Annotated in this window: 22 protein-coding genes and 1 pseudogene; 9 read left to right on the plus strand and 14 right to left on the minus strand. The window is 73.0% G+C overall.

Annotated features, from left to right (window positions below):
- Positions 1-57 precede the first annotated feature (57 nt).
- Positions 58-1,242, plus strand: coding sequence for a cytochrome P450 (locus ACFCY1_RS00640; protein ID WP_079272181.1), 1,185 nt, complete (start codon positions 58-60; stop codon positions 1,240-1,242).
- 45 nt (positions 1,243-1,287) lie between these two features.
- On the opposite strand, the gene ACFCY1_RS00645 is transcribed toward ACFCY1_RS00640, so the two are convergent.
- Positions 1,288-2,652 (minus strand): ammonium transporter, encoded by a 1,365-nt coding sequence (locus tag ACFCY1_RS00645; RefSeq protein ID WP_375873001.1) that lies wholly within the window; start codon positions 2,650-2,652, stop codon positions 1,288-1,290.
- Between the two features lie 11 nt (positions 2,653-2,663).
- Positions 2,664-3,035, minus strand: coding sequence for a hypothetical protein (locus tag ACFCY1_RS00650; protein ID WP_375873002.1), 372 nt, complete (start codon positions 3,033-3,035; stop codon positions 2,664-2,666).
- Between the two features lie 187 nt (positions 3,036-3,222).
- On the opposite strand from ACFCY1_RS00650, the gene ACFCY1_RS00655 reads away from it, so the two are divergent.
- From ACFCY1_RS00655 to ACFCY1_RS00665, 3 genes are read left to right on the plus strand one after another with little or no spacing between them, the layout of a single operon-like run.
- A complete protein-coding gene (locus tag ACFCY1_RS00655) occupies positions 3,223-3,798 on the plus strand; it encodes a hypothetical protein (RefSeq protein ID WP_375873003.1) in 576 nt (191 codons plus the stop codon).
- Positions 3,795-4,298, plus strand: coding sequence for a hypothetical protein (locus tag ACFCY1_RS00660; protein ID WP_375873004.1), 504 nt, complete (start codon positions 3,795-3,797; stop codon positions 4,296-4,298). The genes ACFCY1_RS00655 and ACFCY1_RS00660 overlap by 4 nt, the downstream gene beginning before the upstream one ends.
- Entirely contained in the window at positions 4,288-4,602 is a 315-nt protein-coding gene (locus ACFCY1_RS00665; RefSeq protein WP_375873005.1) for a DUF6968 family protein, read from the plus strand. Before ACFCY1_RS00660 ends, ACFCY1_RS00665 begins: the two co-directional genes overlap by 11 nt.
- A 39-nt stretch (positions 4,603-4,641) precedes the next feature.
- Here the strand turns inward: ACFCY1_RS00665 and ACFCY1_RS00670 are convergent, their stop codons facing one another.
- From ACFCY1_RS00670 to ACFCY1_RS00715, 10 genes are all read right to left on the minus strand, one after another.
- Entirely contained in the window at positions 4,642-5,109 is a 468-nt protein-coding gene (locus tag ACFCY1_RS00670) for a nuclear transport factor 2 family protein (protein WP_375873006.1), read from the minus strand.
- A gap of 114 nt (positions 5,110-5,223) precedes the next feature.
- A complete protein-coding gene (locus tag ACFCY1_RS00675; protein WP_375873007.1) occupies positions 5,224-5,859 on the minus strand; it encodes a TetR/AcrR family transcriptional regulator in 636 nt (211 codons plus the stop codon).
- A gap of 79 nt (positions 5,860-5,938) precedes the next feature.
- The gene (gene mdlC, locus ACFCY1_RS00680) at positions 5,939-7,549 is read right to left on the minus strand and encodes a benzoylformate decarboxylase (RefSeq protein ID WP_375873008.1); all 1,611 of its coding nucleotides are present in this window, start codon (positions 7,547-7,549) and stop codon (positions 5,939-5,941) included.
- 152 nt (positions 7,550-7,701) lie between these two features.
- Positions 7,702-8,538 (minus strand): alpha/beta fold hydrolase, encoded by an 837-nt coding sequence (locus tag ACFCY1_RS00685; protein ID WP_074002817.1) that lies wholly within the window; start codon positions 8,536-8,538, stop codon positions 7,702-7,704.
- Positions 8,539-8,820: 282 nt separating this feature from the next.
- Positions 8,821-10,092: an MFS transporter gene (locus ACFCY1_RS00690; protein ID WP_375873009.1), complete on the minus strand. Its 1,272-nt coding sequence runs from the start codon at positions 10,090-10,092 to the stop codon at positions 8,821-8,823.
- Positions 10,085-11,284, minus strand: coding sequence for a cytochrome P450 (locus ACFCY1_RS00695; RefSeq protein ID WP_375873010.1), 1,200 nt, complete (start codon positions 11,282-11,284; stop codon positions 10,085-10,087). The genes ACFCY1_RS00690 and ACFCY1_RS00695 overlap by 8 nt, the downstream gene beginning before the upstream one ends.
- 47 nt (positions 11,285-11,331) lie before the next feature.
- On the minus strand, positions 11,332-12,048 hold the full coding sequence (locus ACFCY1_RS00700) for a DUF5825 family protein (protein WP_375873011.1): 717 nt from the start codon (positions 12,046-12,048) through the stop codon (positions 11,332-11,334).
- Positions 12,029-13,945 carry a RiPP maturation radical SAM C-methyltransferase gene (locus ACFCY1_RS00705; protein ID WP_375873012.1) on the minus strand — a complete coding sequence of 639 codons (1,917 nt, stop codon included), beginning with the start codon at positions 13,943-13,945 and terminating at the stop codon, positions 12,029-12,031. Before ACFCY1_RS00705 ends, ACFCY1_RS00700 begins: the two co-directional genes overlap by 20 nt.
- A gap of 92 nt (positions 13,946-14,037) precedes the next feature.
- Positions 14,038-14,196 carry a hypothetical protein gene (locus tag ACFCY1_RS00710; protein ID WP_181970410.1) on the minus strand — a complete coding sequence of 53 codons (159 nt, stop codon included), beginning with the start codon at positions 14,194-14,196 and terminating at the stop codon, positions 14,038-14,040.
- Complete coding sequence (locus ACFCY1_RS00715; RefSeq protein WP_375873013.1) at positions 14,193-16,109, minus strand: alpha/beta hydrolase family protein; 1,917 nt, start codon at positions 16,107-16,109, stop codon at positions 14,193-14,195. Before ACFCY1_RS00715 ends, ACFCY1_RS00710 begins: the two co-directional genes overlap by 4 nt.
- Positions 16,110-16,461: 352 nt before the next feature.
- On the opposite strand from ACFCY1_RS00715, the gene ACFCY1_RS00720 reads away from it, so the two are divergent.
- Positions 16,462-17,526: a polyprenyl synthetase family protein gene (locus tag ACFCY1_RS00720; protein ID WP_375873141.1), complete on the plus strand. Its 1,065-nt coding sequence runs from the start codon at positions 16,462-16,464 to the stop codon at positions 17,524-17,526.
- A gap of 64 nt (positions 17,527-17,590) precedes the next feature.
- Here the strand turns inward: ACFCY1_RS00720 and ACFCY1_RS00725 are convergent, their stop codons facing one another.
- Entirely contained in the window at positions 17,591-17,962 is a 372-nt protein-coding gene (locus ACFCY1_RS00725; protein ID WP_375873142.1) for a LuxR C-terminal-related transcriptional regulator, read from the minus strand.
- A gap of 21 nt (positions 17,963-17,983) precedes the next feature.
- A pseudogene (gene tnpA / locus ACFCY1_RS00730) lies at positions 17,984-18,274 on the minus strand (IS200/IS605 family transposase); the annotation flags it as partial.
- Between the two features lie 25 nt (positions 18,275-18,299).
- On the opposite strand from tnpA, the gene ACFCY1_RS00735 reads away from it, so the two are divergent.
- The 4 genes from ACFCY1_RS00735 to ACFCY1_RS00750 all read left to right on the plus strand — a co-directional run bounded on the left by ACFCY1_RS00735 (position 18,300) and on the right by ACFCY1_RS00750 (position 22,851).
- The gene (locus tag ACFCY1_RS00735; RefSeq protein WP_375873143.1) at positions 18,300-19,535 is read left to right on the plus strand and encodes an RNA-guided endonuclease InsQ/TnpB family protein; all 1,236 of its coding nucleotides are present in this window, start codon (positions 18,300-18,302) and stop codon (positions 19,533-19,535) included.
- A gap of 234 nt (positions 19,536-19,769) precedes the next feature.
- A complete protein-coding gene (locus tag ACFCY1_RS00740) occupies positions 19,770-19,928 on the plus strand; it encodes a hypothetical protein (protein ID WP_375873014.1) in 159 nt (52 codons plus the stop codon).
- Positions 19,929-20,116: 188 nt separating this feature from the next.
- A complete protein-coding gene (locus tag ACFCY1_RS00745) occupies positions 20,117-21,292 on the plus strand; it encodes an FG-GAP-like repeat-containing protein (protein ID WP_375873015.1) in 1,176 nt (391 codons plus the stop codon).
- A 29-nt stretch (positions 21,293-21,321) separates the two neighbouring features.
- Complete coding sequence (locus tag ACFCY1_RS00750; RefSeq protein ID WP_375873016.1) at positions 21,322-22,851, plus strand: FG-GAP-like repeat-containing protein; 1,530 nt, start codon at positions 21,322-21,324, stop codon at positions 22,849-22,851.
- Positions 22,852-22,928 lie beyond the last annotated feature (77 nt).

Raw genomic sequence — 22,928 nt, forward strand, 5'->3', positions numbered from 1 at the left:
GGTGGCCCGGGGCCGGGGGTATCGGGAAGGGGATACCGGATGATCACGGGAGGTTCCATGAGCGAGCAGGACGTGCCGCCGATCTCGATCTTCTACCGTCGCGACGGGTTCGACCCGGGCCCGGCCCTGGGCGAGGCCCAGCGCGGGGACCCGGCCCGGCGGGTCCGGGACTTCTGGCTGCACCGGGTCGGCGAGTACCGGCTCGTCACCCGGCACGCCGACGTACGGCGCGTCCTGGCCGACCAGGAGACCTTCGCGATGTACGACCCGGAACGCGCCCCGGTCCTGCCGAACGAACTCCTCAACATGGACCCGCCGGAGCACACGCGGCTGCGCCACGTGCTGACGCCGGAGTTCACCGGGAAACGGATCCGCTCCCTGGAGCCGATGATCCGCGCCCTGGTCGGCGAACTGCTCGACGCCATGGAGGCGCGGGGGCCCGCGGCGGACCTGATGGACGCCTTCGCCCTCCCGCTGCCGCTCGGGGTGATCTGCGCGATGCTCGGCGTCCCCGACCCGGACCAGGGGGACTTCCACCGCTGGTCCCGGACCACGCTGGACCTCGGGCTCCCCATGGAGGAACGGCTCGCGGCCGGCCGGGAGTCGCACGCGTACGTGGCCTCCCTGGTGGCGGAGAAGCGGCGCAGCCCGGACGACGGGATGATCGGCATGCTCGTCCGGGAGCACGGCGGCGCGGTGTCGGACTCCGAACTGGTCGGGGTCTGCGAGCTGCTGCTGCTCGCCGGCCACGTCACGGTGTCCAACACGATCGGCCTGGGCGTGCTCGCCCTGCTGTCGCACCCGGAGCAGGCCGACCGGCTGCGCGACGCGCCCGAGGGCGATCCGGTGGTCGACGCCGCCGTCGAGGAACTGCTGCGGTACCTGTCCGTGTCCAGCACCGCGCTGGCCCGGACGGCGCGGTGCGACACCGAGATCGGCGGCGTGCCGGTCAAGGCCGGCGAGCAGGTCGTCTGCCAGCTGCCGGTGGCCAACCGGGACCCGGCGCTCGGCGCCGGGATGGACCGCCTCGACATCGGACGCGAACCCGTGTCGCACCTGACCTTCGGGCACGGCCCGCACCACTGCCTCGGCGCACCGCTGGCCCGCGCCGAACTGCGGATCGCGCTGCCCGCGCTGCTGCGGCGGCTGCCCGGCCTCGCGCTCGCGTGCCCCGCCGAAGAGGTGCCCTACCGGGTCAACAACGAGGTCTACGGGCTGCACGCACTGCCCGTCACCTGGTGACGGCGGCCCTCGGCCGGTGAAGGGGGCCCCGGCACGCCCAGCCGGCTACGGGGCCCTCCTCCGCAACGCCTTCCGCACGGCCGTGGCCAAGCCGTCCGCCACTCCCCGGGACCGGGACCGGGAGCGGGGCCGGGACGCCGGGGGCTCGGGCCAGGGAGCCCCCGACGCCGTGAAGTCGTAGGCGGTCTCGGCATGCTCGGTCTGGTCGATGCCGACCACCTCGACCTCCTCGGCGACCCGGAAGCCGATGGTCCCCTGGATCGCCCGGCCGAGCAGCCAGGAGAGCACGAAGGAGTAGCAGGCGACCACCACGACTCCGACCGCCTGCTTGCCGAGCTGCCCGAAGCCGCCGCCGTAGAACAGGCCCCTGGCGCTCTCGCCGACGTGCCCGGTGGCGAGCAGGCCGATCAGCAGCGAGCCGATCGCCCCGCCGACCGCGTGCACGCCGACCACGTCGAGCGAGTCGTCGAAGCCCAGCCGGTACTTGAGGCTGACCGCCGCCGCGCAGACCGCGCCCGCGACCAGCCCGATCACGATGGAACCGAGCACCGAGACCGACCCGCAGGCCGGGGTGATGGCGACCAGTCCGGCCACCGCGCCGGAGGCCGCGCCCAGCGAGGTGAAGGCGCCGTTCCTCGCCCGTACGTAGGCCAGCCAGCCGAGCATCGCGGCGGCGGTGGCGATCTGGGTGTTCAGGAACGCCGCGCCGGCGACGCCGTCAGCGGCCAGCGCCGAGCCCGCGTTGAAGCCGAACCAGCCGAACCAGAGCAGCCCGGAGCCGAGCATCACCAGCGGCAGGCTGTGCGGGCGCATCGGGTGCTTCCGGAAACCGACCCGCTTGTCCAGCACCAGGCAGAGCGCCAGGCCCGCGACCCCGGCGTTGACGTGCACCGCGGTGCCGCCGGCGAAGTCGATCACGCCCACCCGGTCGACCAGCCAGCCGCCGCGCCCATTGTCGGTGCTGAACACCCAGTGCGCGACCGGGAAGTACACCACCGTGGCCCAGACCGTGACGAACAGCGTCCAGGCGGTGAACCTGGCGCGGTCCGCGATCGCGCCGCTGACCAGCGCCGGGGTGATCACCGCGAACATCAGCTGGAACACGGCGAACACGGTGACCGGGATCGAGCCGTGCAGCTCGTCCCGCCCGATGCCGCGCATCCCCAGGTGGTCGAGGTTGCCGATCAGGCCGTGGAAGGCGTCGGAGCCGAAGCTGAGGGAGTAGCCGTAGAGCACCCACAGCACGCTGACGATCGCCAGCACGACGAAGCACATCGACAGCATGTTCAGCGTGCTCTTGGCCCTGACCATGCCCCCGTAGAAGAAGGCCAGCCCGGGGGTCATCAACATGACCAGGGCCGCACTGAGGAGCACGAAGGCGGTGTCGCCCGCACTGAAACCGGCCGGCATCGGTGGCTGGCTCAGCCGAGCCGGGTGCCGGTGCTCCGGTGGATCGCCGTCTTCCCGGACTCCACCGTGCCGTGCGCGGCGCGGACCGAGTCGCGCAGCAGCTCCAGTCGGTGGGGGCCGGGGGCGGCGCCCAGGGCGGTGAGCACGCCGAGCGCGGTGTCGGTCGCCTGGCGCGCGGTCCGCAGGATCGCCGTGCGCTCCTGGTCGTCGTCCTCGCCGAGGCTGTGCAGCGCCGCCGCCGCCTCCGCCAGGTGGGCGGCCACGCCGTGGACCGTCGGCGGGTGCGGATGCCGCCGGGCGGCCTGCCCGTGCGGCCACAGGTGGCAGCGCACCCGCAGCGGCCGGGAGTGGCGGTCGTGAGCAGGGTCAAGGTGCGTACTCATCGCGAAGCTCCTCGGGATCTCCTGGGGACGGCCCCCTGCTCCACCGGAATGCTAAGGCGGCTCCTCGATCGGCGCCCGCCGGGGAGGCCGGGGCGGAGGCGTGCGGAGCACCGGCCGGACACCTCATTGGGTAACCTTGAGATTACGGACAGATTTCGGAAAGGTAAACCACTATGGGGTGATCGTGATGCCTCCCCTCCCAGCCTCCTCCCCTTCCCTGACCGCTTCCTCCTCCCTGACCGCGACGCCGACGACCACGCCCCGAGCGGGGCCGCTGCGCCTGTTCGTCCGCCAGCCGTTGACCCGTTCCGGCCCGGGCGACCGGGACGTGGTGCAGAGCGTGGTCGACCTGGCCACCGACCCAGGGGTGGCGAGCGGCCCGGTGACCCTGCTGCCCTACCCCGCCGCCCAGCACGCCGGGACGTTCAAGGAGGCCTTCACCGAGGAGACCGGCCTGGCGTTCACGCCCGCGGCGTTCCGCGCCTGGCGGCTGGGCCTGCTCGACAGCGCCCACGCGATGCTGGTGGTGCGCACCGAGCTGAGCGAGTCCGGCGCCTACGAGGTGGCCTACAACGTCCACGCCGGGCCCCGGCTGCCCGTCTTCTTCGCCGTCCACGCCTCCTGCCCGATCAGGACGACCCTCCTGCAGGACCTGGCCCCGCTGGTGGACGCCCGCTACCACTCCTTCACCCGTGCCGGGGAACTGGCCGGGCCGCTGCACTCGTTCCTGGTCGCCGCCCGCCGAAGGGGACGGTCGGCATGATCTCCCTCGCCTCCCGCCCCGCGTCCGGCGGCCACCCCCGGGAGGTGGCGGAGTGGGACGCACGGCGCCACCTCGGGTGCGCGGCGCGAATGCTCCAGGTGCCCGACACGGCCTGGCCGCAGCAGCAGGACGCGGCCTGGGCCACCCTCCGGGAGGCCGTCCGCACCGCCCTGTCCGCGCTGGCCGCGGCCCGGGTGCCGCCCGGACCGCGCCGCCTGGTCCTGCTGCGCGAGACCGTCGGCAGCGCCCGCGCGACGGGGCTCTCGGCCCACATGGCCGTCTACCAGCAGCAGGCCGCCACCGCCCACCCCGGAGCCGGCGAGACCGCGCTCCGGCACCATCCGGCGGGAGCCCGCGCCGAGCGGCGCCCTTCCGCTCCTCCGCCGCCCGGAGCGGACCCGAGGATCCTCGGGACGAGGACCGGCGCCCGGCCGCGCGGGGGACCTGCCGTCGATCACCCGGTGGTACGTCGTGTGGTGTACTGCGGCGGTGAGCACTGAGTACGAACTTGGTCGGGCCGTAGCCAGCCGTGAGCTGGTCTTCACCGCTCCGGACGGGACGAGGGTGCCGGTGCTGGTGGAGGTCGGGGTGCCGTCCCGCGATCCGGAGGGGCCGGACTGGTACTGCCCGTACCGGATCACCGGGCACCCCGGCATCGCCGACCGCGTGACGGCGATCTTCGGCGTCGACTCGCTGCAGGCGCTGCAGCTCGCCCTCACCTGCCTCCCCGACGAGTTGAGCGACGCGGCCGGGCTGACCTTCCTGGGCGGGACGGACCTGATGCTGGGGAGCGGCGGTTCGTGAGGGTGGCAGCCTGACGGATCGGGGGCCGGGCCCGGGCGGTCAGGACGGTGCGGCCGCCGAGGAGGCGACGGCGGCGGCGAAGTCGGGGTGCACGCCGAGCTGGGCGAGCATGACGCTGAGGCCGACGTAGCAGTTGAACTCCTTGACCTTCCCGTTCTCGACGTACCAGAAGTCGGCGGTGGGGATGCTGAGTCGGGCGCCGGGCGCCCGGACGGTGCCGGCGGGCGTCTCGAAGGGGCCGGTGACGGTGCCCTCGATCGTCAGCTCGACGGCGACCACGTCGCCGATGGCGTGGACCCGGTGGAGTTCGCGGTGGATGTCGGGTGCCAGGGCTGCCATGAAGACGACCTGGTCGCCGAGGTGTTCGCCGCGGTAGCTCTCGCCCGCGACGACGTTGTTGAACACCCCGTCCTCGGCGAACCTGTCGATGAAGCCCGGTACGTCGAGGACGTGGCCCTCGGCCGCGTGGTAGGCGGCCCGCACCACGGCTTCCGCGTCGGTGGTCATCGCACTTCCCCTTCCATGAAAGCAATCAAATGCTTGCTTGAAATTATGGGAGCGTCATGGCGAGTGGTCAAGCATTTGCTTGAATGGTTCTGGTCGGACGGGGGTCCGTGCAGGTCAGCCGGGGTACGGCTGCCCGTGGAACGCGCCGGTCAGGACGGGCAGCAGCTGCCGCTCGATCCGTTCGGCGGGCTCGCTGGCCAGCTCGGCGCCGATGGGGGCCAGGGCGAGCCAGTTCAGCAGGCCGGCGGCGCAGCGGGTGCGGAAGACGAGTTCCCGCTCGTCGGCACCGGGCAGGTGGGCCGCCAGGACGCGGACGGCGTCCTGGCGGGCCCGTTCGAACTTGCCGCTCAGGCGGTCCCAGCCCTGGGGCGGGTCGATGCCGACCCGGGCGACGGTGCGCATCACGGCCAGTTCCGGTCCGCCGGCGGCCAGTGCCCTGATCATCGGCCGGGCGAACGCCGCCGCCAGCTCCTGGAGGGTCGCGTCGGGGCCGAGCGGGTCGAGCGCCTGGATCTGGGCGTCGAGGTACCGCTCCAGCGCCTGCTCGATCGCGGCGTCGCAGAGCGCCCTCAGCGAACCGAAGTGGTAGCTGACCGCGGCGACGTTGGCCCCGGCGCGGTCGGTGACGTCGCGGAGCTTCACGCCGTCCTGGCCGCGTTCCGCCAGGAGGTCCAGGGTGGCGGCCAGCAGGCCGTCCCGGGTGCGCCGGCCGGTCTCCCGGCGCTGGTCCGTCTTCTCTGCCCGTGCCATGGTCCGGACTCAAGCAGGGGCTCGCGATGATTGTCAAGCGACTGATTGAGTTCCCGCCGCCCGGGCCCGGCCGTACCCCCTACAGCGTGGCGGGCTGGGGTTGGGTGGGGACGACGATGACGGTGGTGGTGTCGGCGGTCAGGGCCGTGGTGAACTCCCGTTCCAGGTCCTCGGTCGTCTCTACGTCGACGGCGTGGCAGCCGAAGCCGCGGGCGAGTGAGGCGATGTCGAGGCCGGGGAGGTCGAGTGCGGGGACGCCGGGGGTGTCCTCCAGTCGGGCGAAGGACTTGAGGATCGCGTACTCGTGGTTGCGCATGACCACGTAGACGATCGGGAGGCGGTGCCGGGCCGCGGTGTAGAGGGCCTGGACGCAGTACTGGAAGGAGCCGTCGCCGATCAGGCCGACCACCGGGCGGCGCACTCCGCGCTCCCGGTCGGCGAGCGCGATGCCCACGGCGGCGGGGACGGCCCAGCCGATGCCGCCGCTGGCCGTGGAGAAGAAGGATCCGGGGCGGGTGGTGGGCAGCCATTCGAGCTGCTGGGCCATGGTCGAGGTGGACTCGTTGACGATGACGGTGTCCGGTGGGCGGACCCGGCTCAGGGCGGCGTAGACGGCGGGCGGGGGGAGCGGGAGGGTCGGGGAGGTCGGCAGGACCCGGGGCCGGGGCATCGGGTCGGGGGCGGTGCGGGCCGTGCCCTCCTGGACCAGGTCCAGCAGCCCTTCGAGGGCCAGCCGGGGGTCGCCGAGCAGGCTGTCGCCGGCCCGGGCGGTGGCGGCGGCGTGCGGGTCGCCGGTGAGCTGGAGCAGGGCGGTGCCCGCGGGGAGGTAGTCGCCCGGTACGTACGGGTAGTAGCGGAACACCTCCGCGCCGATCACGGCGACCAGGTCGTGTCCGGTCAGGCGTTCGCCGACGGCCTTGACCGACAGGCCCAGCGGGCCGGCGTAGAGCGGGTGGTCCTCGGGGAAGGAGGTGCGCTCCGCGAGCGGGGGGCCGTAGACGGTGGCGCGCAGCTTCTCGGCGAGGGTGACGGCCGCATCCCAGCCGCCGCCGCGGTCGACCTCGGGTCCGAGGACGATCGCGGGCCGGCGGGCGGCGGAGAGGCGTTCGGCGAAGGCCCGTAGCCGTGCGGGGTCGGGGGCCACCCGGTGGCTGACCGTCCGCACCCGGGTGAAGGCGGACAGCGGCTGCTTCCAGTCGTCCAGCGGGATCGACAGGTAGACCGGCCCGGCGGGCGGCTGGAGCGCGTGCGCGTAGGCGCGCATGACGGCCTCGGGGACGTCCTCGGCGCGGGCCGGTTCGTAGGACCACTTCACCGAGGGCAGCGGCAGCAGGGTGGCCTCGCGGTTGGCGAGGTACGGCTCGCCGATCAGCAGTTCCCGGTGCTGCTGGCCGGAGGTGACGATCAGGGGCGTGTGCGCGTGGGAGGCCGACACCAGGTTGCCCATGGCGTTGCCGGTGCCGGCCGAGGAGTGCAGGTTGACCAGTGCGGGGCGGCCGGTGACCTGGGCGAAGGCGTCGGCCATCGTGATCGCGGAGGCCTCCTGGAGGGCCAGGACGTAGCGGAAGTCCGGGGGGAAGTCCTGGAGGAAGGGCTCCTCGGTGGAGCCCGGATTGCCGAAGACGGTGGTGAGTCCGAGCGTGCGCAGCAGGTCGTACGTCACGGTGCGGACGGTGGATCGCTCGGCCATGGGGGCCACCGGCTTTCCCTCGGGTGCGTCGGGGCATCGGGGCAATTCGGCTCCGGCCGTCGCACGGCCCGACACCAGCAGGAGAGCACCGGCCCCGAGGGCCCCGCAACCGGACGGGCGGGTGCGGGGCCCTCGGGGCAGGACGGATCCGGCTACTTCGCGAGGAAGGTCAGGAGGGCGGTGTTGACCTCTTCGGCGTGGGTCCACAGCAGGCCGTGCGGTGCGCCCTCGATCTCCACGTACTCGGCGGAGGGCAGGGCCCGGTGGAACGGGCGGGCGGTGCTGTCGATGGGCAGGATGCGGTCGCCGGTGCCGTGCAGGATCAGGGCCGGCACGTCGATGCGCGGGATGTCGGCGCGGAAGTCGGTGTACCAGGTGGAGGGTGCCGCGGCGGCGGCGTACCAGCCGCCGGCCGCCGCGACGTTCCAGCTGTTGCGGACGGCCTCCTCGCTGATCCGGGTGCCGAGGTTCTCGTCGAGGTTGTAGAAGTCCTGGTAGAAGGCGGTGTAGTAGGCGTACCGGTCGGCCTTCACAGCAGCCACGATGCCGTCGAAGAAGTCCTTCGGGGCCGCGCCGTCCGGGTTGTCGTCGGTCTTGAGGAGGTAGGGCTCCAGCGAGCCGAGGAAGGCCACCTTGGCGACGCGGCCGGAGCCGTACGCGGACACGTAGCGGGCGACCTCCCCGGTGCCCATCGAGAAGCCGACCAGGACGGCGTCCCGCAGGTCGAGGGTCTCCAGCAGGGTGTGGAGGTCGGCGGCGAAGGTGTCGTAGTCGTAGCCGGTGGTGGGCTGGGAGGAGCGGCCGAAGCCGCGGCGGTCGTAGGTGACGACCCGGTGGCCGGCGTCCAGCAGTGCGGCGCTCTGCCGTTCCCAGGAGTGCCCGTCCAGCGGGAACCCGTGGATGAGGACGACCGGCTGCCCGGAGCCGTGGTCCTCGTAGTAGAGCTCGACGGGGGCGGAGTTCTCCTGGCCGACGGTGACGAAAGGCATGGGCGCTTCCTTTCTCTCGGGCAGCGTCAGGGCTGCGGTGGGTCACACGCTAGGGCGTGTCTGACAATTGGCGTCGGATCAGCGCGCGGCGTTGGGGTGCGTGCATCGCAAGGCGGAGGAGGGAGCCACTGCGGAGCATTGGCGACCGACGACAACGCGGCGAGGTGCGTGCACCGGCGTCGCGCGCCCGGCGGGAATTGTCAGACACGCCCCCGGACCGGCCGGGTACGAATGGTTGCCGCTGCGGGCACCGCGTGTCGTCCGGGAGCGGCGTCGGGAGCCCTACAGCTCGCGCATCTCGCGCCTGGTCAGCGCGTATCCGAAGGCGCCGATCAGGCACAGCCCGGTCGTCGCGAACACCCACCGGCTGCCGAAGGCGTCCACCGCCGCGCCGGCCGCGATCACCGAGACCGGGAAGACGCCCAGCGCGCAGAAGGTGACGGCCGCCATGACCCGGGCCAGCAGAGCGGGCGGGGTGCTCTTCTGCACGCCGGTGACGACCAGGACGTTGGTCACCGTGCTGGCGCCGCCCGCCACGCAGAGCAGCAGGACGGCGCCGACGAGGCCGGTGAACGGCACCAGGCCGATCGCCGCGCCCATCACCAGGCCGGAGAGCATCGCCGTGCGGCCGCGGGAGCGCACCTCGGTGAGGCCGGCCGCGAACAGGCCGCCGACCAGCGCGCCGCCGGTGAACGCGGCGAGCAGCAGGCCCAGCCCGGCGGCACCGGCGGAGAAGCCGTGGGTGGCCAGGGCCGGCAGGGCGACCCGGGTGGCGCCGCCCACCGTCAGGTTCGCGATCGCCGTCACCGTCAGCACCGCGCGCAGCAGCGGCGATTCCCGCAGCAGGGTACGGAAGTTCCTTGGTACGGAGGCGCGTTCGGAGATCGGGCGGGCCGGTGCGACGAGGCCGCCGCGACCGATCAGCAGCAGCGTCGCCGTCGACACGGCGAAGGTCGCCGCGTCCACGCCCAGGGCGGTGGCCGGGTTCAGCCAGGCGACCAGCGGGCCGGCCACCGCCGGGCCGAGCAGGCCGGCGCCGAAGGTGACCGTGCTGTTCAGGGCGTTGCCCGCGTGCAGGTCCTCGGCGGGCAGCAGGGCCGGCGTGATCGCCCAGGCGGCCGGCAGGAAGACCCCCGCCCCGAGGCCGACCAGCAGGGCGAGTCCGCCGATCAGCCAGAACGCGGCCGCCCCGCCGGCGGCGACCGCGCAGAGCCCGGCGGTGGCGAGCAGCCGGCCGAGGTCGGCGGTCAGCATCACCCGCCGGGCGCCGAACCGGTCGGCGAGGATCCCGCCGAGCGGGGTGGCGGCCAGCCGTCCCGCGCCGTAGGCGGCGACCACCAGGCTCAACTGGCGGGCGCCGCCGCCGAGGGAGTAGACCAGCAGCGGCAGGGCGACCACCTGGAACGCGTTGCCGAACTCCGAGGTGGCCTGGCCGATCACCAGCAGTCGGAAGCCGCGCGAGCGCAGCGGGGCGACGCCGAACCGGGGGCGGAACCGCAGCAGGCCCGAAGCGCCCGCTGTCTTCGCGCCGTCCGCCTTCGCGCCGCTAGCCATCGAGCGAGACCGGCAGCGACTCCAGGCCGCGCAGCATGATCGTGTTGCGCCAGGGCAGGGTCTCCTCGGCGGCGGCCAGCTCGATCCGCGCGAAGCGCTCCAGCAGGCCGGTCAGCGCGACCTCGCTCTCCAGCCTGCCGAGGAAGGAGCCGAGGCACCGGTGCAGGCCCTGTCCGAAGGCCAGGTGGCCCGGATCGCCCCGGTCCAGGATCAGCCGGTCGGGATCGGTGAAGCGGGCCGGGTCGCGGTTGGCCGCGCCGAGTGAGAGCAGCACCAGCTCGTCCGCCGGGATCGCCACGTCGTCGACCATCACGTCGGCGTTGGTGAACCGCAGGGTGGCCATGCTCACGGGGGACTCGTAGCGCAGGAACTCGTCGATGGCGACGGGCATCGCCGCCGGGTCGGCGCGCAGCCGGGCGAGCTGGTCGGGGTGGTGGAGCAGGGCCAGGGTGGCGGTGCCGAGCAGGTTGACGGTGGTCTCGTGACCGCCGATCAGCAGCAGGAAGACCATCGAGAACACCTCCTGCTCGGTGAGTTCGCCGGCGTCGCGGGCCCGCACCAGGTCGGTCAGGACGTCCTCGCCCGGGGTGGCCCGTCGGGCCGTCATCAACTCCCGGAGGTAGTCGTTCATCTCGGCGGTGGCCTGGTCGAAGGTCATCTCGCCGCCCTGGGTGAGGATCGCCGTCGACCAGGTGCGGAAGGCGTGCATGTCCTCCGGGGGGAAGCCCAGCAGCTCGCAGATGACCATGATCGGCAGCGGGAAGGCGAAGTCCGCCACCAGGTCGGCGGTCTCCCGTCCGCGCAGCCCGTCCAGCAGGCCGCCGGCGATGCGCTCGACCATCGGCCGCATCAGGTCGACCCGTCGGCGGGTGAAGACGCCCTGGATCAGGCGGCGCAGCCGGGTGTGGTCCGGCGGGTCGCTGTTGAGCATGTGGACGACCTCGGAGCCGAGCGTCAGGCCGGAGCCCCGCCCGCTCGCGATGGCCTGGCTGCGGCGGACGTCCTGCCCGAAGCGCGGGTCCATCAGCGCCGCCCGGACGTCCTGGTAGCGCGTCACGAGGTAGACCGGCAGGCCCTCGCCGAACTCCACGACGGAGACCGCGCCGGCCTCGCGGATCCGGGCGAGGGTGGGATAGGGGTCGCGGATGAAGGCGGACATCCGTCCGGCGGCGTCGTCGACCACGGTGGTCATGGATCTCTCCTCGGGCTCGGAACTCTCGCGGTTACGCGGTTGCGCGGCTACACCGTCAGCGACGGGAAGGGCCAGCGGCGCACCCGCATCGGCAGGAACCAGGCGCGGCCGGCCTGTTCGGCGATCAGACCGGCCTCGGCGAAGTCCCGGTGGACGGCCTCCGGCAGCCGGCCGACCTCGACGCCCTCGGCCAGCGCGTCCACCTGTGCCAGGTGGTCCGGCTCGTCGATGGTGAACAGCTCCAGCGTCCCGAACCGGCGGTCGCGCACCTCGACGAAGCCGGGGCCGCGCCGGAAGACGCACTTGCTCGGGTAGTACGTGGCGCGCCAGTCGGCGACGACCCCCTCCGGCCCGCCGGTCAACCGCTCCGGCGGGTACAGGTGGTGGAACCGGCGCCGCGCGGCGCAGCCGTCCGTGCAGACCGCCTGCCAGAGCACGGCCAGCCCCTGCCCGGTCGCCTCGCGCAGCAGCATCAGCGCCCGTGCGGAGGCCGCGGGCGCGTCCGCGCAGAGCCGCACCGGCTCGGTCAGCCGCAGGCAGCGGACCCCGGTGCGGTGCAGCCCGGTGACCTCCTCCTGCGCCGGGCCAGGCAGGGTGCGGCGGCCGAGCGCGAAGCCCGGCAGCTCCCGGGCGGCGGGGTCGTAGTCGAGCCAGAGCTCGACCTCCGGGCCGGCCGCGCGCCAGGCGGCGTCGGTCCTTCCAGCACCGGTCCTTCCGGCGTCGTCCCGTGCGGCATCGTTCCGTTCAGCCGATCGCGACGGCATCGGGCACCTCCTCGGTGCGGGGGAGGGCGGTGGCGGGGCCGTGCCGGTGCCGCATCCGCATCAGCACCTGGTTGTCGGACTCGACGGCGACCTGGAGGTAGCCGGCCCCGTCGTGGAACAGCAGGCCCAGCGCGGTGAAGCGCTCCAGCACCGGTTCGACCGCCGCCGCCCCGCCGGGGACCTTCGCGGCCAGCGCGGCGGCCGAGCGGGGCTGGACCAGCAGCCGGAAGACGGCGAGCTCCACCGGATCGGTCAGCTCGACCACCCGCCAGTCGTACCCGGGACGGGTGTTGACGAGCACGATCCGTCCGCCCGCGTCCCGGTAGCTGAGCCGGCTGTCGGGGAACCGCGCGAGCCAGGTTTCCACCGCCGCGCCCAGCCGCTCCGCGAGCCCGCCGCCGATCCCGCGCGGCGGTGCGGTGAACACGTAGGCCAGTTCGTTGAGTTCACTCTCCGGCAGGCGGTACGTCGCGCGGTACTGGAAGGCCGGCCGGGTGATCGCGAAGCCCAGTTCGGGGCGGTCGAAGTACGGGCTGAACCGCTCGATCGCGATCCGCCCCGCCCCGGTCGGCGGGTCCAGGTGGTGCAGGACGGGCAGTTGGCTGATCACCGACTCGTAGTCCTCCGGCTGCTCGCCGGGGAAGCCGTAGAGGTAGTTCCAGGTCACCGAGACCCCGGCGCTCTGCGCGTCCCGTAGCGCGCGGACGTTCTGGCAGCCCGTCACCCCCTTGTCCATGATCCGCAGGACCCGGGTGCTCAGGTTCTCGATGCCGGGCTGCACCTGGGCCGCGCCCGAGTCGCCGAGCAGTTGGAACTGGTGGCGGCGCAGGTTGGCCTTGATCTCGAAGTGCAGCCGCAGGTCGACCGGGAGTTCGGCCAGCGACTTCAGGACGGTGTCGAAGTAGCCCATGTCCAGGATGTTGTCGACCACGTAGACGTCCAGCAGCTGGTGGCGTTCGGCGAGCCCGAGCACCTCGGCGAGGAAGTCCGCCGGCGGCTTGGAGCGGAACTCCATCGAGGAGCCGTTGAGCCCGCAGAAGGTGCAGTGGTGCTTCTCGCCCCACCAGCAGCCCCGGGAGCCCTCGACGACCAGCTTGGGATCGACCCAGCCGGCCGCGACGGAGGCGTCGAGCCGCTCGAAGAAGCCGTCGTAGCGGGGCGCCAGGATCGCGGAGGGCGGCAGCGGGCGCCTCGTCATCGCGTTGGCCGTCGACGTCCCGGAGCCGTCGCGCCAGCACAGCCCGGGGACGGCGGAGAGGTCGCCGCCCGCCGGGAGGCCCGCCAGGAGCGCCGGGAAGGCGGCCTCGCCCTCGCCGCGCACCACGTAGTCCAGGAACGGGAAGTTGCGGTGCAGCGCGGCGCCCTGCGGACCGTCGCAGTTCGCGCCGCCGAACACCGTGCGCACCTGCGGGCAGCGCTGCTTGAGCAGCCTCGCGGCGGCCAGGCTCGCGGTGTTCTGCTGGAAGGTGGTGGTGAAGCCGACCAGGTCCGGCGGGTCGGCGGCGAGTTCCTCGACCAGGCGGGCGATGAACGCGGGGGCGATCGCGCGGGTGGCCCGGGTCAGGGCGATCTCCTGCTCGCTCGCGCCGTTGGCGGCCAGGTACTCGAAGTAGCCGGTGCTGTCGGTGCTGTTGTCGTCGTCCTCGCCGTCGTCGCCGTACAGCGCGCCGGCGAACGCCCAGTCGCCCGCGCCCTGGAAGTAGGACTTCTCGGAGAAGTACTGGTAGTCGTCCGCGCCGAAACCCGCGGTCTCGGCGGCCCAGTCCACGAAGTCCAGGTTGGCGTACCGGACGTCGACCTGGTGGCCGGCGCGCGCGGCGGTGGTGTGCAGGATCCCGAGCGCCAGCGACGGCACGTCGATCGCGCCCCAGGGCATGTGCAGAAGAACGATACGCATGGTGGCCAGTTCCGTCGGTCGCAGGCGGTCGGTCAGGGGTGTCGGCGGGGTGTCGCTCCGGGGCACCGCGGGCGCCCCGGAGCGACGGGGGGTCACTTCTTCGCTTCCGGCTTCGGCTTCGGCTGCCCCTTCAGGGCAGGCGCGACCGGCGCGGCCTTGGTGATGTCGAGCGCGAAGTTCTGGACCACCACGGCGCCCCGGTCACGCTCCGGGGTGCTGATCGGGTCGTTCTGGATGCTGCGTCGCTTCATGGCTGTTCACCTCCTTCCATCGAATCGGCGGGAACCCCGGGGCGGTCGCCCCGGGGTGGCCGGGGGAGCGGTGGCGGCCAGGCGTGTTCGGCGAACCGGACCATCGCGGCCAGCACCGATCGGTGGTCGGCGGTCCGGCGGCTGTAGTGGCCGCCGTCCACCCAGAGCAGCTCGTGCGGCACCGCCAGCCGCCGCAGGTCCGCGGCGTACCGGGCGACCTGGTCGGGCGGGCACCGCTCGTCGGTCCGCGAGGCGACCAGCAGGACGGGCGAGCGGACCTGGTGCACGTACGTCCGCGGGTCGGCGGCTCGGTAGCGTTCGGGCACCTCGTCCGGGGTGCCGCCGAAGAGCTGCCGGTCGAGCTCGCGCAGTGCGGGGGTGGTGGTGCGGTACGTGGCGGGGTAGTCCGCGATCGGCTGCGCGGCCATGCCGAGCGACCACAGCTCCGGCTGCGCGCCCATCGCCAGCAGGGCCAGGTAGCCGCCCCAGGAGAAGCCGCACAGGCCGGTACGCTCCGCGAGCGCCGTACCGTCGGCGACCAGCTCCGCGCGGACGGCGGCCAGGTCCTCGATCTGCGCCAGGCCGACCCGGTGGCCGTACTCGTGCTGCCAGCGGGCGCCGTAGCCGGTGGAGCCGCGGTAGTTGGTGCGCACCACCGCGTAGCCGCGGTCGACCAGGGCGTTCACCCGCGGGTCGTAGGAGTCCCGGTCGTGGGTGGCGGGGCCGCCGTGGACCAGGAAGAGGGTCGGCCACGGGCCGGGGCCGGCCGGGGTGCTGACGAGGCTGTGGATCCGCCCGTACGGCCGGGGCGTCCAGCGCCGGGTGCGGGAGGTGTCGCCGTCGTCCGGGTCGGGGTGGTCGGCCGTCGCCGTGCCGGGGCGCAGGACCAGCGGGCGGGGCGGGGTCGACTCCCGGCTCCAGACGCAGTGCAGGGTGCCGTCCGGGGCGCAGGACAGGTCGTGGATGGTGCCGCCGGGGGTGCTGATCTCCTGTACGCGCGGCTGTGCGTGCGACTGTGCGTGTGCCTGTACGTGCGTCTGTACGCGCGTCGCCTCCTGTCCCGGCGGCGGGTCGAGGTCGGCGAGGAGGAGCCGGCTCCGCCCGGCCCGCTCGTGCTGGATCAGCACCCCGCGCGGCCCCTGGTACCAGCCGGCCGAGATCTGCGAGTCGAAGGAGAGCCCCGGATGTCTTCGCAGCCCCGTGCTCGCCCGCCAGGTCGCGACGATGTACCGCTCGTCCTCCTCGGCCACCAGGAGCAGCTCCGGTTCGTGCACCGCGAGCGGGTTGAACTCGATCGGCCAGAGCCGCAGTCGGCGGTTCCCGGCGAGCCGCAGCGGACCGTCCACCGGGGTGTCGTGCTGGGCGTCCGGCTGGATGTCCGTCGGCCAGAGGACCACCGAGTCGTCCCCGTCGGGGCGCCCGCCGAGGGCGAGCAGCCGGCCGTCCGGCGACAGGTCGGCCAGGCTCAGGTAGCCCGGCGCCGAACCGACCAGCCGCGCCTCGCCCGCGGGCGGTCCGACATAGCAGTGCGAGGCGCCGTCGACGCCGACGGCCACCGCCGCGAGCGCGCCCGTCCGGTCGAAGGCGACGCCGTAGGCCCGCCCGGGCGGCACGCCGTGCAGCGCCGCGCCGCCCGCGCTGCCCGTGCTGCCCGTGCCGTCCGCTCCGCCCGCGAACGGCTCGCGCCACCACCGCCCCTCCCCGGCGCTGTCGGCGTCGAACCACCAGATGGCCTCGCCGTCCGGTTCGATCTCGCTGAGGTGGACGCCTTCCGGTCGGTCGGTGACCACCCGGCGTCGCCCCGTCCCCAGGTCCCAGGCGACCGCCTGCCAGCGCTCCTCGACGAGCCGGGTCTCGACCGCGCGGTCGGCCGCGAGCGCGGCGAAGCCGGGGGACTGGAACGCCTGCGTCATGGACCCGGCCCTTCCGGCTCGACGGCTCGATGGTGGGAACAGGCTGCGCTGAACGTCCCGGGGCTGGTGCGCCGGTGTGAAGGTCCGGTGAACCAGCGTGAAGAAAGGGTCACTTGCGGAAGATTGCGGCCACTCTAGGGAGGCGCCGTGGCGGCGACCAGACCTTTCGCACAGTTGGCCGAAAGACGGCTGAAGTGACCGCCGGTAGGCGGTGATGCGGATGCGCCGGCAAGGCGCGGAGGCCACCGGCAACGGGCGTCCGCCCACGGGCCCGCCCCGACCCCGACTCCGACCCCGGCCGCGCGGCTGCGCCCGTACGGATGCGAGGGTGGGCCCCGTGAACGAGACGATCATGGCAGCCGCCCGCGAACGAGCCGCCGGACACCGGCGCCGGTTCGACCTCCGCTTCGAGGCCTACTTCGCCGCCCTGCCGGAGCGCCTCGACACGCCGCCGCTCAGCCGCTTCACCCCGCGCTGCCTGGAACTGCTGCGGGACCTCTCACTGCGCGGCGGCAAGCGCCTGCGGGTCGCCCTGCTGTACGAGGCCGCCCGCTTGGTGACCACCGACCCGGTGCCCGGCCTGGCGGAGGCCGCGCTGAGCATCGAACTGCTCCAGACGCACGGGCTCGTCCACGACGACATCATCGACGACGCGCCCGTACGCCGCGGCGGCCCCTCCACCTACTACGCCTACCGCCGGGAGTTCCCGGCGGCGGACCGCACCGCCCTCGGCCTGGCCGTCCTGGCCGGTGACCTCGCCGCCTTCCTGTCGATGCGGGTCCTGCTGGAGGCGGACGTCCCCGCCGAGCTGCGCCAGGCGATGCTGGAGGTGCAGCTGAACGCGGGCGCCGAGACGGTCACCGGCCAGATCGTCGACCTCGAACGCGATTTCCGGTCGCTCCCGGACGAGGACTTCCTGCACACCGTCTGCGAGTACAAGTCCACCCGGTACTCGGTGCTCGCCCCGCTGCGGCTGGGGCTGCTGGCCGCCGGCGAGGACGTGGCCGCCCACGACGCACGGCTGCGCCGCTACGCGACCCTGGTCGGCATCGGCGGCCAGCTGCGCGACGACTACCTCGACCTGTTCGGCGACGAGGACGCCACCGGCAAGTCCACCGGCGCCGACCTCCGCGCGGGACGCCGCAGCTACGCCGTGAGCGCCCTGCTCGCCGCCGCGGACGAGGCCCAGCGGGCCGTGATGGAGTCCGCGCTCGGCGACCCGCACTGCCCGGACGACACGGTGGAGCACGTCCGCGAGCTGGCCCGGAGGCTGGGCGTGGACGGCAGGCTCCGCTCCGACATGCGCCGCTGCGCCGAGGCGGCCCGCGCCGAGGCCGAGGGCTGGCGCCCGCACTGGCGGGAGGAGGCGGTGGCCTTCTTCGCGGGCCTACCGCTGTCGAACGTGGTGCCGGACTGACCGGACTGACCGGACTGACCGCGCTGACCGGGCGGGTGCGGGCCCGCGTCCGAGGGAGCGCCGTTCAGACGCGGGCCGGGAGCCAGCCGTGCTGGACTGCGCGCACACCGGCCTCGAACCGGCTGCGGGCGCCGAGCCGCTCCATCAGTTCCGTGGCGATCCGCCGCGCCGTGCGCGGCGAGACGCCCAGCCGCTTGGCGATCGCCTCGTCGGTGTGCCCCTCGGAGAGCAGCCGCAGGGCGGCCGACTCCTGGCCGCTGAGGCCCCGGGAGTCGCGCACGGCGGGGCCCACCAGGGGCCGCGCGGCGTCCCAGACGTTCTCGAACAGGGCACACAGGGCCGTCAGCGTGCCGTGGCCGGTCAGCACCACGGCCGCCGCCGCCGTGTCGTCGCTGTTCACCGGGATGACGGCGGTGGCGCGGTCGACCACGATCATCCGCGTCGGCAGCGACGGCTGTCGGAGCCTTCGGGAACTGACGCCCTTGAGGCTGTTGACCAGCTTGGAGAGCTGGATCTCGGGCGGGTAGTGCACCAGCAGATGGACGTGGTCCTGTTCGCCGTTGGACTGCTTCAACTCGGCCTCGAAGTCTGCGCATACGTCCCGCGTGATCTCTTCGCAGCGGGTCGGCATGGCGTCCGTGAAGGCCCTGCGCCGGTACTTCGTGGCGAAAACCAGGTGGACGTGCAGGTTGTGGACGACATGGCGGCCGGTGCGCATATCGGGATTCGGATTCCATCGCGGTGCCATGAACCAAACTGCTACGGTGGGCATCGTGCAGCTTCGGTACGCCTTCCGCGTGTACCCGAGCGCTGGTCAGCGTGCTTTGTTGGCAAGGTCGTTCGGTTGTGCACGGGTGGTATTCAATGACGCGCTCCGCGTCCGCGAGGACGCCCGCGCTGCCGGGTTGCCGTTCGTCACGTCGGCCGAGCTGTCCAAGCGGCTGACGGTCTCGAAGAAGACCCCCGGGCGTGCCTGGCTCGGCGAGGTGTCCTCGGTGATCCTGCAGCAGTCCTTGCGGGACCTGGACACCGCGTACCGGAACTTCTTCGACGGCATCAAGGGCAAACGGCCAAAGGCCGGACCGCCGCGCTTCAAGTCCCGCAGGGACAACCGGCAGGCGATCCGCTTCACCGCCAACGCCGGATGGAGGATCACCGACGGCGGGAAGCTGCGCCTGCCGAAGATTGGTGACCTGCGGGTGAAGTGGTCGCGCCCGCTGCCGTCGGTGCCGTCCACGGTGAGCGTGATTCAGGACGCCGCCGGGCGGTACTTCGCCTCCTTCGTGGTCGGGACCGACCCGGCCGCCGACCGTGAGCGGATGCCCGGGACCGACGCCACGGTCGGCATCGACCTCGGACTGACCCACTTCGCCGTGCTCTCGGACGGCACGAAGATCGACAGCCCGAAGTTCCTGCGCCGCGCCGAGAAGAAGCTCAAGAAGGCACAGCGGGTGCTCAGTCGCAAGGTGAAGGGATCGAAGAACCGGGACAAGGCCCGGGGCAAGGTCGCCCGTGCGCACGCACGGGTGGCCGACGCGCGGCGCGAGTTCCACCACCGGCTCTCCACCAGGTTGATCCGCGAGAACCAAGCGGTCGCCGTGGAGGACCTGGCGGTGAAGGGACTCGCCCGCACACGCCTGGCCAAGTCCGTGCACGACGCCGGGTGGTCGGCGTTCGTGACCATGCTGGAGTACAAGGCCGCCCGCTACGGGCGTGCCTTCCACCGGACAGGCCGCTTCGAGCCGACCTCGCAGGTCTGCTCGAACTGCGGCGTCAAGGACGGCCCCAAACCCCTCAATGTCCGGGAGTGGACGTGCAGGGCGTGCGGGGCCGTCCTGGACCGGGATGTCAACGCGGCGGTCAACGTCGCCAAGGCCGCCGGACTGGCGGTATCAGCCTGTGGAGCGCAGGTAAGACCGGAACGCGTTCCGGCACAGCGCGGTGAAGCAGGAACCCACCCGAAGCCGCACCGGGCAACGGTGCGACAGACGGGAATCACTCGCCTTTAGGCGGGTGAGGATGTCAAGAACTGGAACTGTCCCGATCCGGCCCCGCTGGACGAAACCGGCAGGGGACGTTTCCGTCCACCTGACAGCCCTTCCGTCCGCCTCGGGCCACGACGAAGGTAGAGGTCGCCGGCCGGGAGCACCGGCCGGCGAGGCCACCAGGACGAAGCGGCACCGCGGGACGCACGGTCCGGCCGCTCCACCCACCCGGCCCCGCCTCCGTTGAAGGGCCCCACCATGCTGCGCACCCGTCTCGCCAAGGCCGCCGCGGTCGTCACCCTTGCCGTCGCCGCCGCCCTGCCCGCCGTCGCCCTGTCCGTCGCCGGGCACGCCACCGCCTCAGTCCCCCGCGTTGAGGCCGCCGACGTGCACGACGACAACATGATCTGGCAGTAAACGGCACCGCTAACCGGCACCGCCGCGGGCGCCCACGACCGCTGCTCCTGCAGGGCAGCCGTCCCGCCCCGCGCCTACTGAACACCGGTCCCGGTCTCCGTGCCCGTCGCCACCGCCCGACCCGCGGACCGTTCCTCCACTGCCGTACCACGCCTGTCCCAGCCATGCCCGAAACAGGAGAACCCACCATGCGCAAGCGTTCCGCCCGCACGCTGGTCACCGCCGCGTTCGCCACCGCCGCGGTCACACCCGTCCTCATGCTGGCGGGAGCCCAGATCGCCGTCGCCGGTGTCGGGTCGAACATCGTCGGCACCGCCGAGGCCAACCTCGGCCACGGCGCCTGCGACACCAACAGCGCCGGCGGTAGCGGCTACTACACCAGCTGCGGCGAGAACTGGTGCGCCGACTTCGCCCGCTGGGTCTGGGCGCAGAACGGCGTCAACGTCTCGGGGCTGACCTCCGGGGCCGGCAGCTTCGGACAGTACGGCTCCGGTCTGCACTCGACCCCCCGCGTCGGTGACGCCGCCGTCTTCAACTACAGCTCCGGCTACGCGGAGCACGTCTCGCTGGTCGTCTCGGTCAACTCCGACGGGTCCGTCGGCACCATCGGCGGCAACCAGGGCAACAGCCAGGTCACCCGCGGCACCATCACCGCCGGCGGGATGTACGGGTCGAAGCACGTCAGCGGCTACGTATCGCCGATCGACGGCCGGGGGTCCTCGGCCGGTACGGAGTCGGGTGGGGCGGGTCGGGTGCGCTGGGCGGACTTCGACGGTGACGGCCGTGCGGACTACGTCATCCTGAACGACAACGGTTCGGCGCGGGTGTTCCTGAACAAGGGTGGTGACGGCCACGGTGGTTGGAGCGACCTGGGTCAGGTCGCGAGCGGGCTCACCGCCGACCCCTCCCAGGTCACCTTCGCCGACTTCGACGGCGACGGCCGCACCGACTACGTCATCACCCAGCCGGACGGTGCGGTGGGTGTCTTCCGCAACACCGGGATCGGCAGCTGGAGCGACCTGGGCAAGGTCGCCGGTGGTGTCACGGCCGACACCTCGCGGATCAAGTGGGCGGACATCGACGGTGACGGGCGCGCGGACTACAACATCGTGAACCCGGACGGCTCCATCACCAGCTACGTGAACCACGGTGGTGACACCGGTGGCGGCTGGACCCTGCGTCCCAAGATCACCACGGGCCTGACCAGCAACCAGAACACCGTCGACCTGGCCGACATCAACGGTGACGGCCGTGCCGACTACCTCGTGACCACCGGTCCGACCACCGCCTTCCTCAACAACGGCGGAGACGACCGGAACAACCCCGGCTGGATCGACTACGGCCAGATCGCCGCCGGCGCCTGAACCGCGACCGGAAACAGGGAAGGAACCCCGTGAAGCGCACCACCACACTCGCCATGGCCGCGGTGACCGCAGTGGCCGCACTCGCCGCCGTGGCCCCCACCGCGTCCGCCGCCGCACCGACGCCCGCCCCGGTCCTGCGGGTGATGCCGCTCGGCGACTCGATCACCGCCGGGTACCGGAGCACCACCGACGCCGGGTACCGCGGACCGCTCGCCGACCTGGTGGCCCAGCAGAACCGCTACACCGTCGACCTGGTGGGCTCGCGCGGCAACGGCGCGGTGCTCGACCCGGACAACGAGGGCCACAGCGGGTCCATGGTCAACGACCTTCTGGCCGGAGTCGACGGATGGCTGGCCGCCGCCCAGCCGGACGTCGTCCTGCTCCACATCGGCATCAACGACCTGGACCGGGGCACCGACAAGGCGCACGCCGCGGACCGGACGTCGGCGCTGATCGACCGGATCCTGGCCGACCGGCCGGGGGTGACCGTCCTCGTGATGGGCCTGATCCCGACCACACCGAACCTGACCGCCCAGGTGGCCGACTACAACAGCGCCCTGAGCCAGGCCGTCCTCGCGAAGCAGGCCCAGGGCCGCAAGGTCCGCTACACCGCCGCGCCCGCGCTGACCCCGGCCGAGATGGCCGACGGCCTGCACCCCGACGACCTGGGCTACCAGCGGCTGGCGCAGACCTTCGACCAGGCCCTGGACCGCGCCTTCACGGACGGCCTGGCCGCCCCGGCCCCGGTGCACCACGCCGGTACGGAGTCGGGCGGGGCGGGCCGGGTGCGCTGGGCCGACTTCGACGGCGACGGCCGCGCCGACTACATCGTCCTCAACGACGACGGCTCGGCGCGGGTGCTCCTCAACAAGGGCGGTGACGGCCACGGCGGCTGGAGCGACCTGGGGCAGGTCACGACCGGGATGACCAGCGACCGCAGCCGGGTCCGCTTCGCCGACTTCGACGGCGACGGCCGCGCGGACTACATCCTGATCAACGGTGACGGGTCCGTCCGGGTCTTCCTGAACAAGGGCGGTGACGGCCACGGCGGCTGGAACGACCTCGGCCAGGTCGCGAGCGGGCTCACCACCGACCCCTCCCAGGTCACCTTCGCCGACTTCGACGGCGACGGCCGCGCCGACTACCTCATCACCCAGCCGGACGGCGCCGTGGGCGCCTTCCTCAACCGGGGCGGCGACGGCCACGGCGGCTGGATCGACGACGGCAAGGTCGCCGGCGGTCTCACCACCGACCGCGGCCGGGTCCGCTTCGCCGATCTCGACGGTGACGGGCGGGCCGACTACAACGTCATCAACCCGGACGGCTCCATCACCACCTTCCTCAACAAGGGCGGCGACGGCCACGGCGGCTGGACCGACTACGGCCGGACGGCGACCGGGCTCACCACCGACCAGGCCACGGTGGCGCTGGCCGACATCAACGGTGACGCCCATGCCGACTACCTCGTCACCACCGGCCCCACCACCGCCTTCCTCAACAACGGCGGTGACGGCCACGGCGGTTGGACCGACTACGGCCGGATCGCGGCGGGCGTCTGAGCCGGCGGGTCGTTGATCGACCCGCGTGGCGCGATGCGCGGGGCGGTGGTCCTCGCGGTGGGGAACTCCGCGAAGAC

Source organism: Kitasatospora sp. NPDC056273, assembly GCF_042268845.1.
Classification (GTDB): domain Bacteria; phylum Actinomycetota; class Actinomycetes; order Streptomycetales; family Streptomycetaceae; genus Kitasatospora.

What these genes read in the sequence shown, in the direction of transcription:
- ACFCY1_RS00640 (WP_079272181.1), top strand. Translation starts at nt 58, where the DNA reads ATGAGCGAGCAGGACGTGCCGCCGATCTCGATCTTCTACCGTCGCGAC.
- ACFCY1_RS00645 (WP_375873001.1), bottom strand. Translation starts at nt 2,652, where the DNA reads ATGCCGGCCGGTTTCAGTGCGGGCGACACCGCCTTCGTGCTCCTCAGT.
- ACFCY1_RS00650 (WP_375873002.1), bottom strand. Translation starts at nt 3,035, where the DNA reads ATGAGTACGCACCTTGACCCTGCTCACGACCGCCACTCCCGGCCGCTG.
- ACFCY1_RS00655 (WP_375873003.1), top strand. Translation starts at nt 3,223, where the DNA reads ATGCCTCCCCTCCCAGCCTCCTCCCCTTCCCTGACCGCTTCCTCCTCC.
- ACFCY1_RS00660 (WP_375873004.1), top strand. Translation starts at nt 3,795, where the DNA reads ATGATCTCCCTCGCCTCCCGCCCCGCGTCCGGCGGCCACCCCCGGGAG.
- ACFCY1_RS00670 (WP_375873006.1), bottom strand. Translation starts at nt 5,109, where the DNA reads ATGACCACCGACGCGGAAGCCGTGGTGCGGGCCGCCTACCACGCGGCC.
- ACFCY1_RS00675 (WP_375873007.1), bottom strand. Translation starts at nt 5,859, where the DNA reads ATGGCACGGGCAGAGAAGACGGACCAGCGCCGGGAGACCGGCCGGCGC.
- mdlC (WP_375873008.1), bottom strand. Translation starts at nt 7,549, where the DNA reads ATGGCCGAGCGATCCACCGTCCGCACCGTGACGTACGACCTGCTGCGC.
- ACFCY1_RS00685 (WP_074002817.1), bottom strand. Translation starts at nt 8,538, where the DNA reads ATGCCTTTCGTCACCGTCGGCCAGGAGAACTCCGCCCCCGTCGAGCTC.
- ACFCY1_RS00690 (WP_375873009.1), bottom strand. Translation starts at nt 10,092, where the DNA reads ATGGCTAGCGGCGCGAAGGCGGACGGCGCGAAGACAGCGGGCGCTTCG.
- ACFCY1_RS00695 (WP_375873010.1), bottom strand. Translation starts at nt 11,284, where the DNA reads ATGACCACCGTGGTCGACGACGCCGCCGGACGGATGTCCGCCTTCATC.
- ACFCY1_RS00700 (WP_375873011.1), bottom strand. Translation starts at nt 12,048, where the DNA reads ATGCCGTCGCGATCGGCTGAACGGAACGATGCCGCACGGGACGACGCC.
- ACFCY1_RS00705 (WP_375873012.1), bottom strand. Translation starts at nt 13,945, where the DNA reads ATGCGTATCGTTCTTCTGCACATGCCCTGGGGCGCGATCGACGTGCCG.
- ACFCY1_RS00710 (WP_181970410.1), bottom strand. Translation starts at nt 14,196, where the DNA reads ATGAAGCGACGCAGCATCCAGAACGACCCGATCAGCACCCCGGAGCGT.
- ACFCY1_RS00715 (WP_375873013.1), bottom strand. Translation starts at nt 16,109, where the DNA reads ATGACGCAGGCGTTCCAGTCCCCCGGCTTCGCCGCGCTCGCGGCCGAC.
- ACFCY1_RS00720 (WP_375873141.1), top strand. Translation starts at nt 16,462, where the DNA reads ATGGCAGCCGCCCGCGAACGAGCCGCCGGACACCGGCGCCGGTTCGAC.
- ACFCY1_RS00725 (WP_375873142.1), bottom strand. Translation starts at nt 17,962, where the DNA reads ATGATCGTGGTCGACCGCGCCACCGCCGTCATCCCGGTGAACAGCGAC.
- ACFCY1_RS00740 (WP_375873014.1), top strand. Translation starts at nt 19,770, where the DNA reads ATGCTGCGCACCCGTCTCGCCAAGGCCGCCGCGGTCGTCACCCTTGCC.
- ACFCY1_RS00745 (WP_375873015.1), top strand. Translation starts at nt 20,117, where the DNA reads ATGCGCAAGCGTTCCGCCCGCACGCTGGTCACCGCCGCGTTCGCCACC.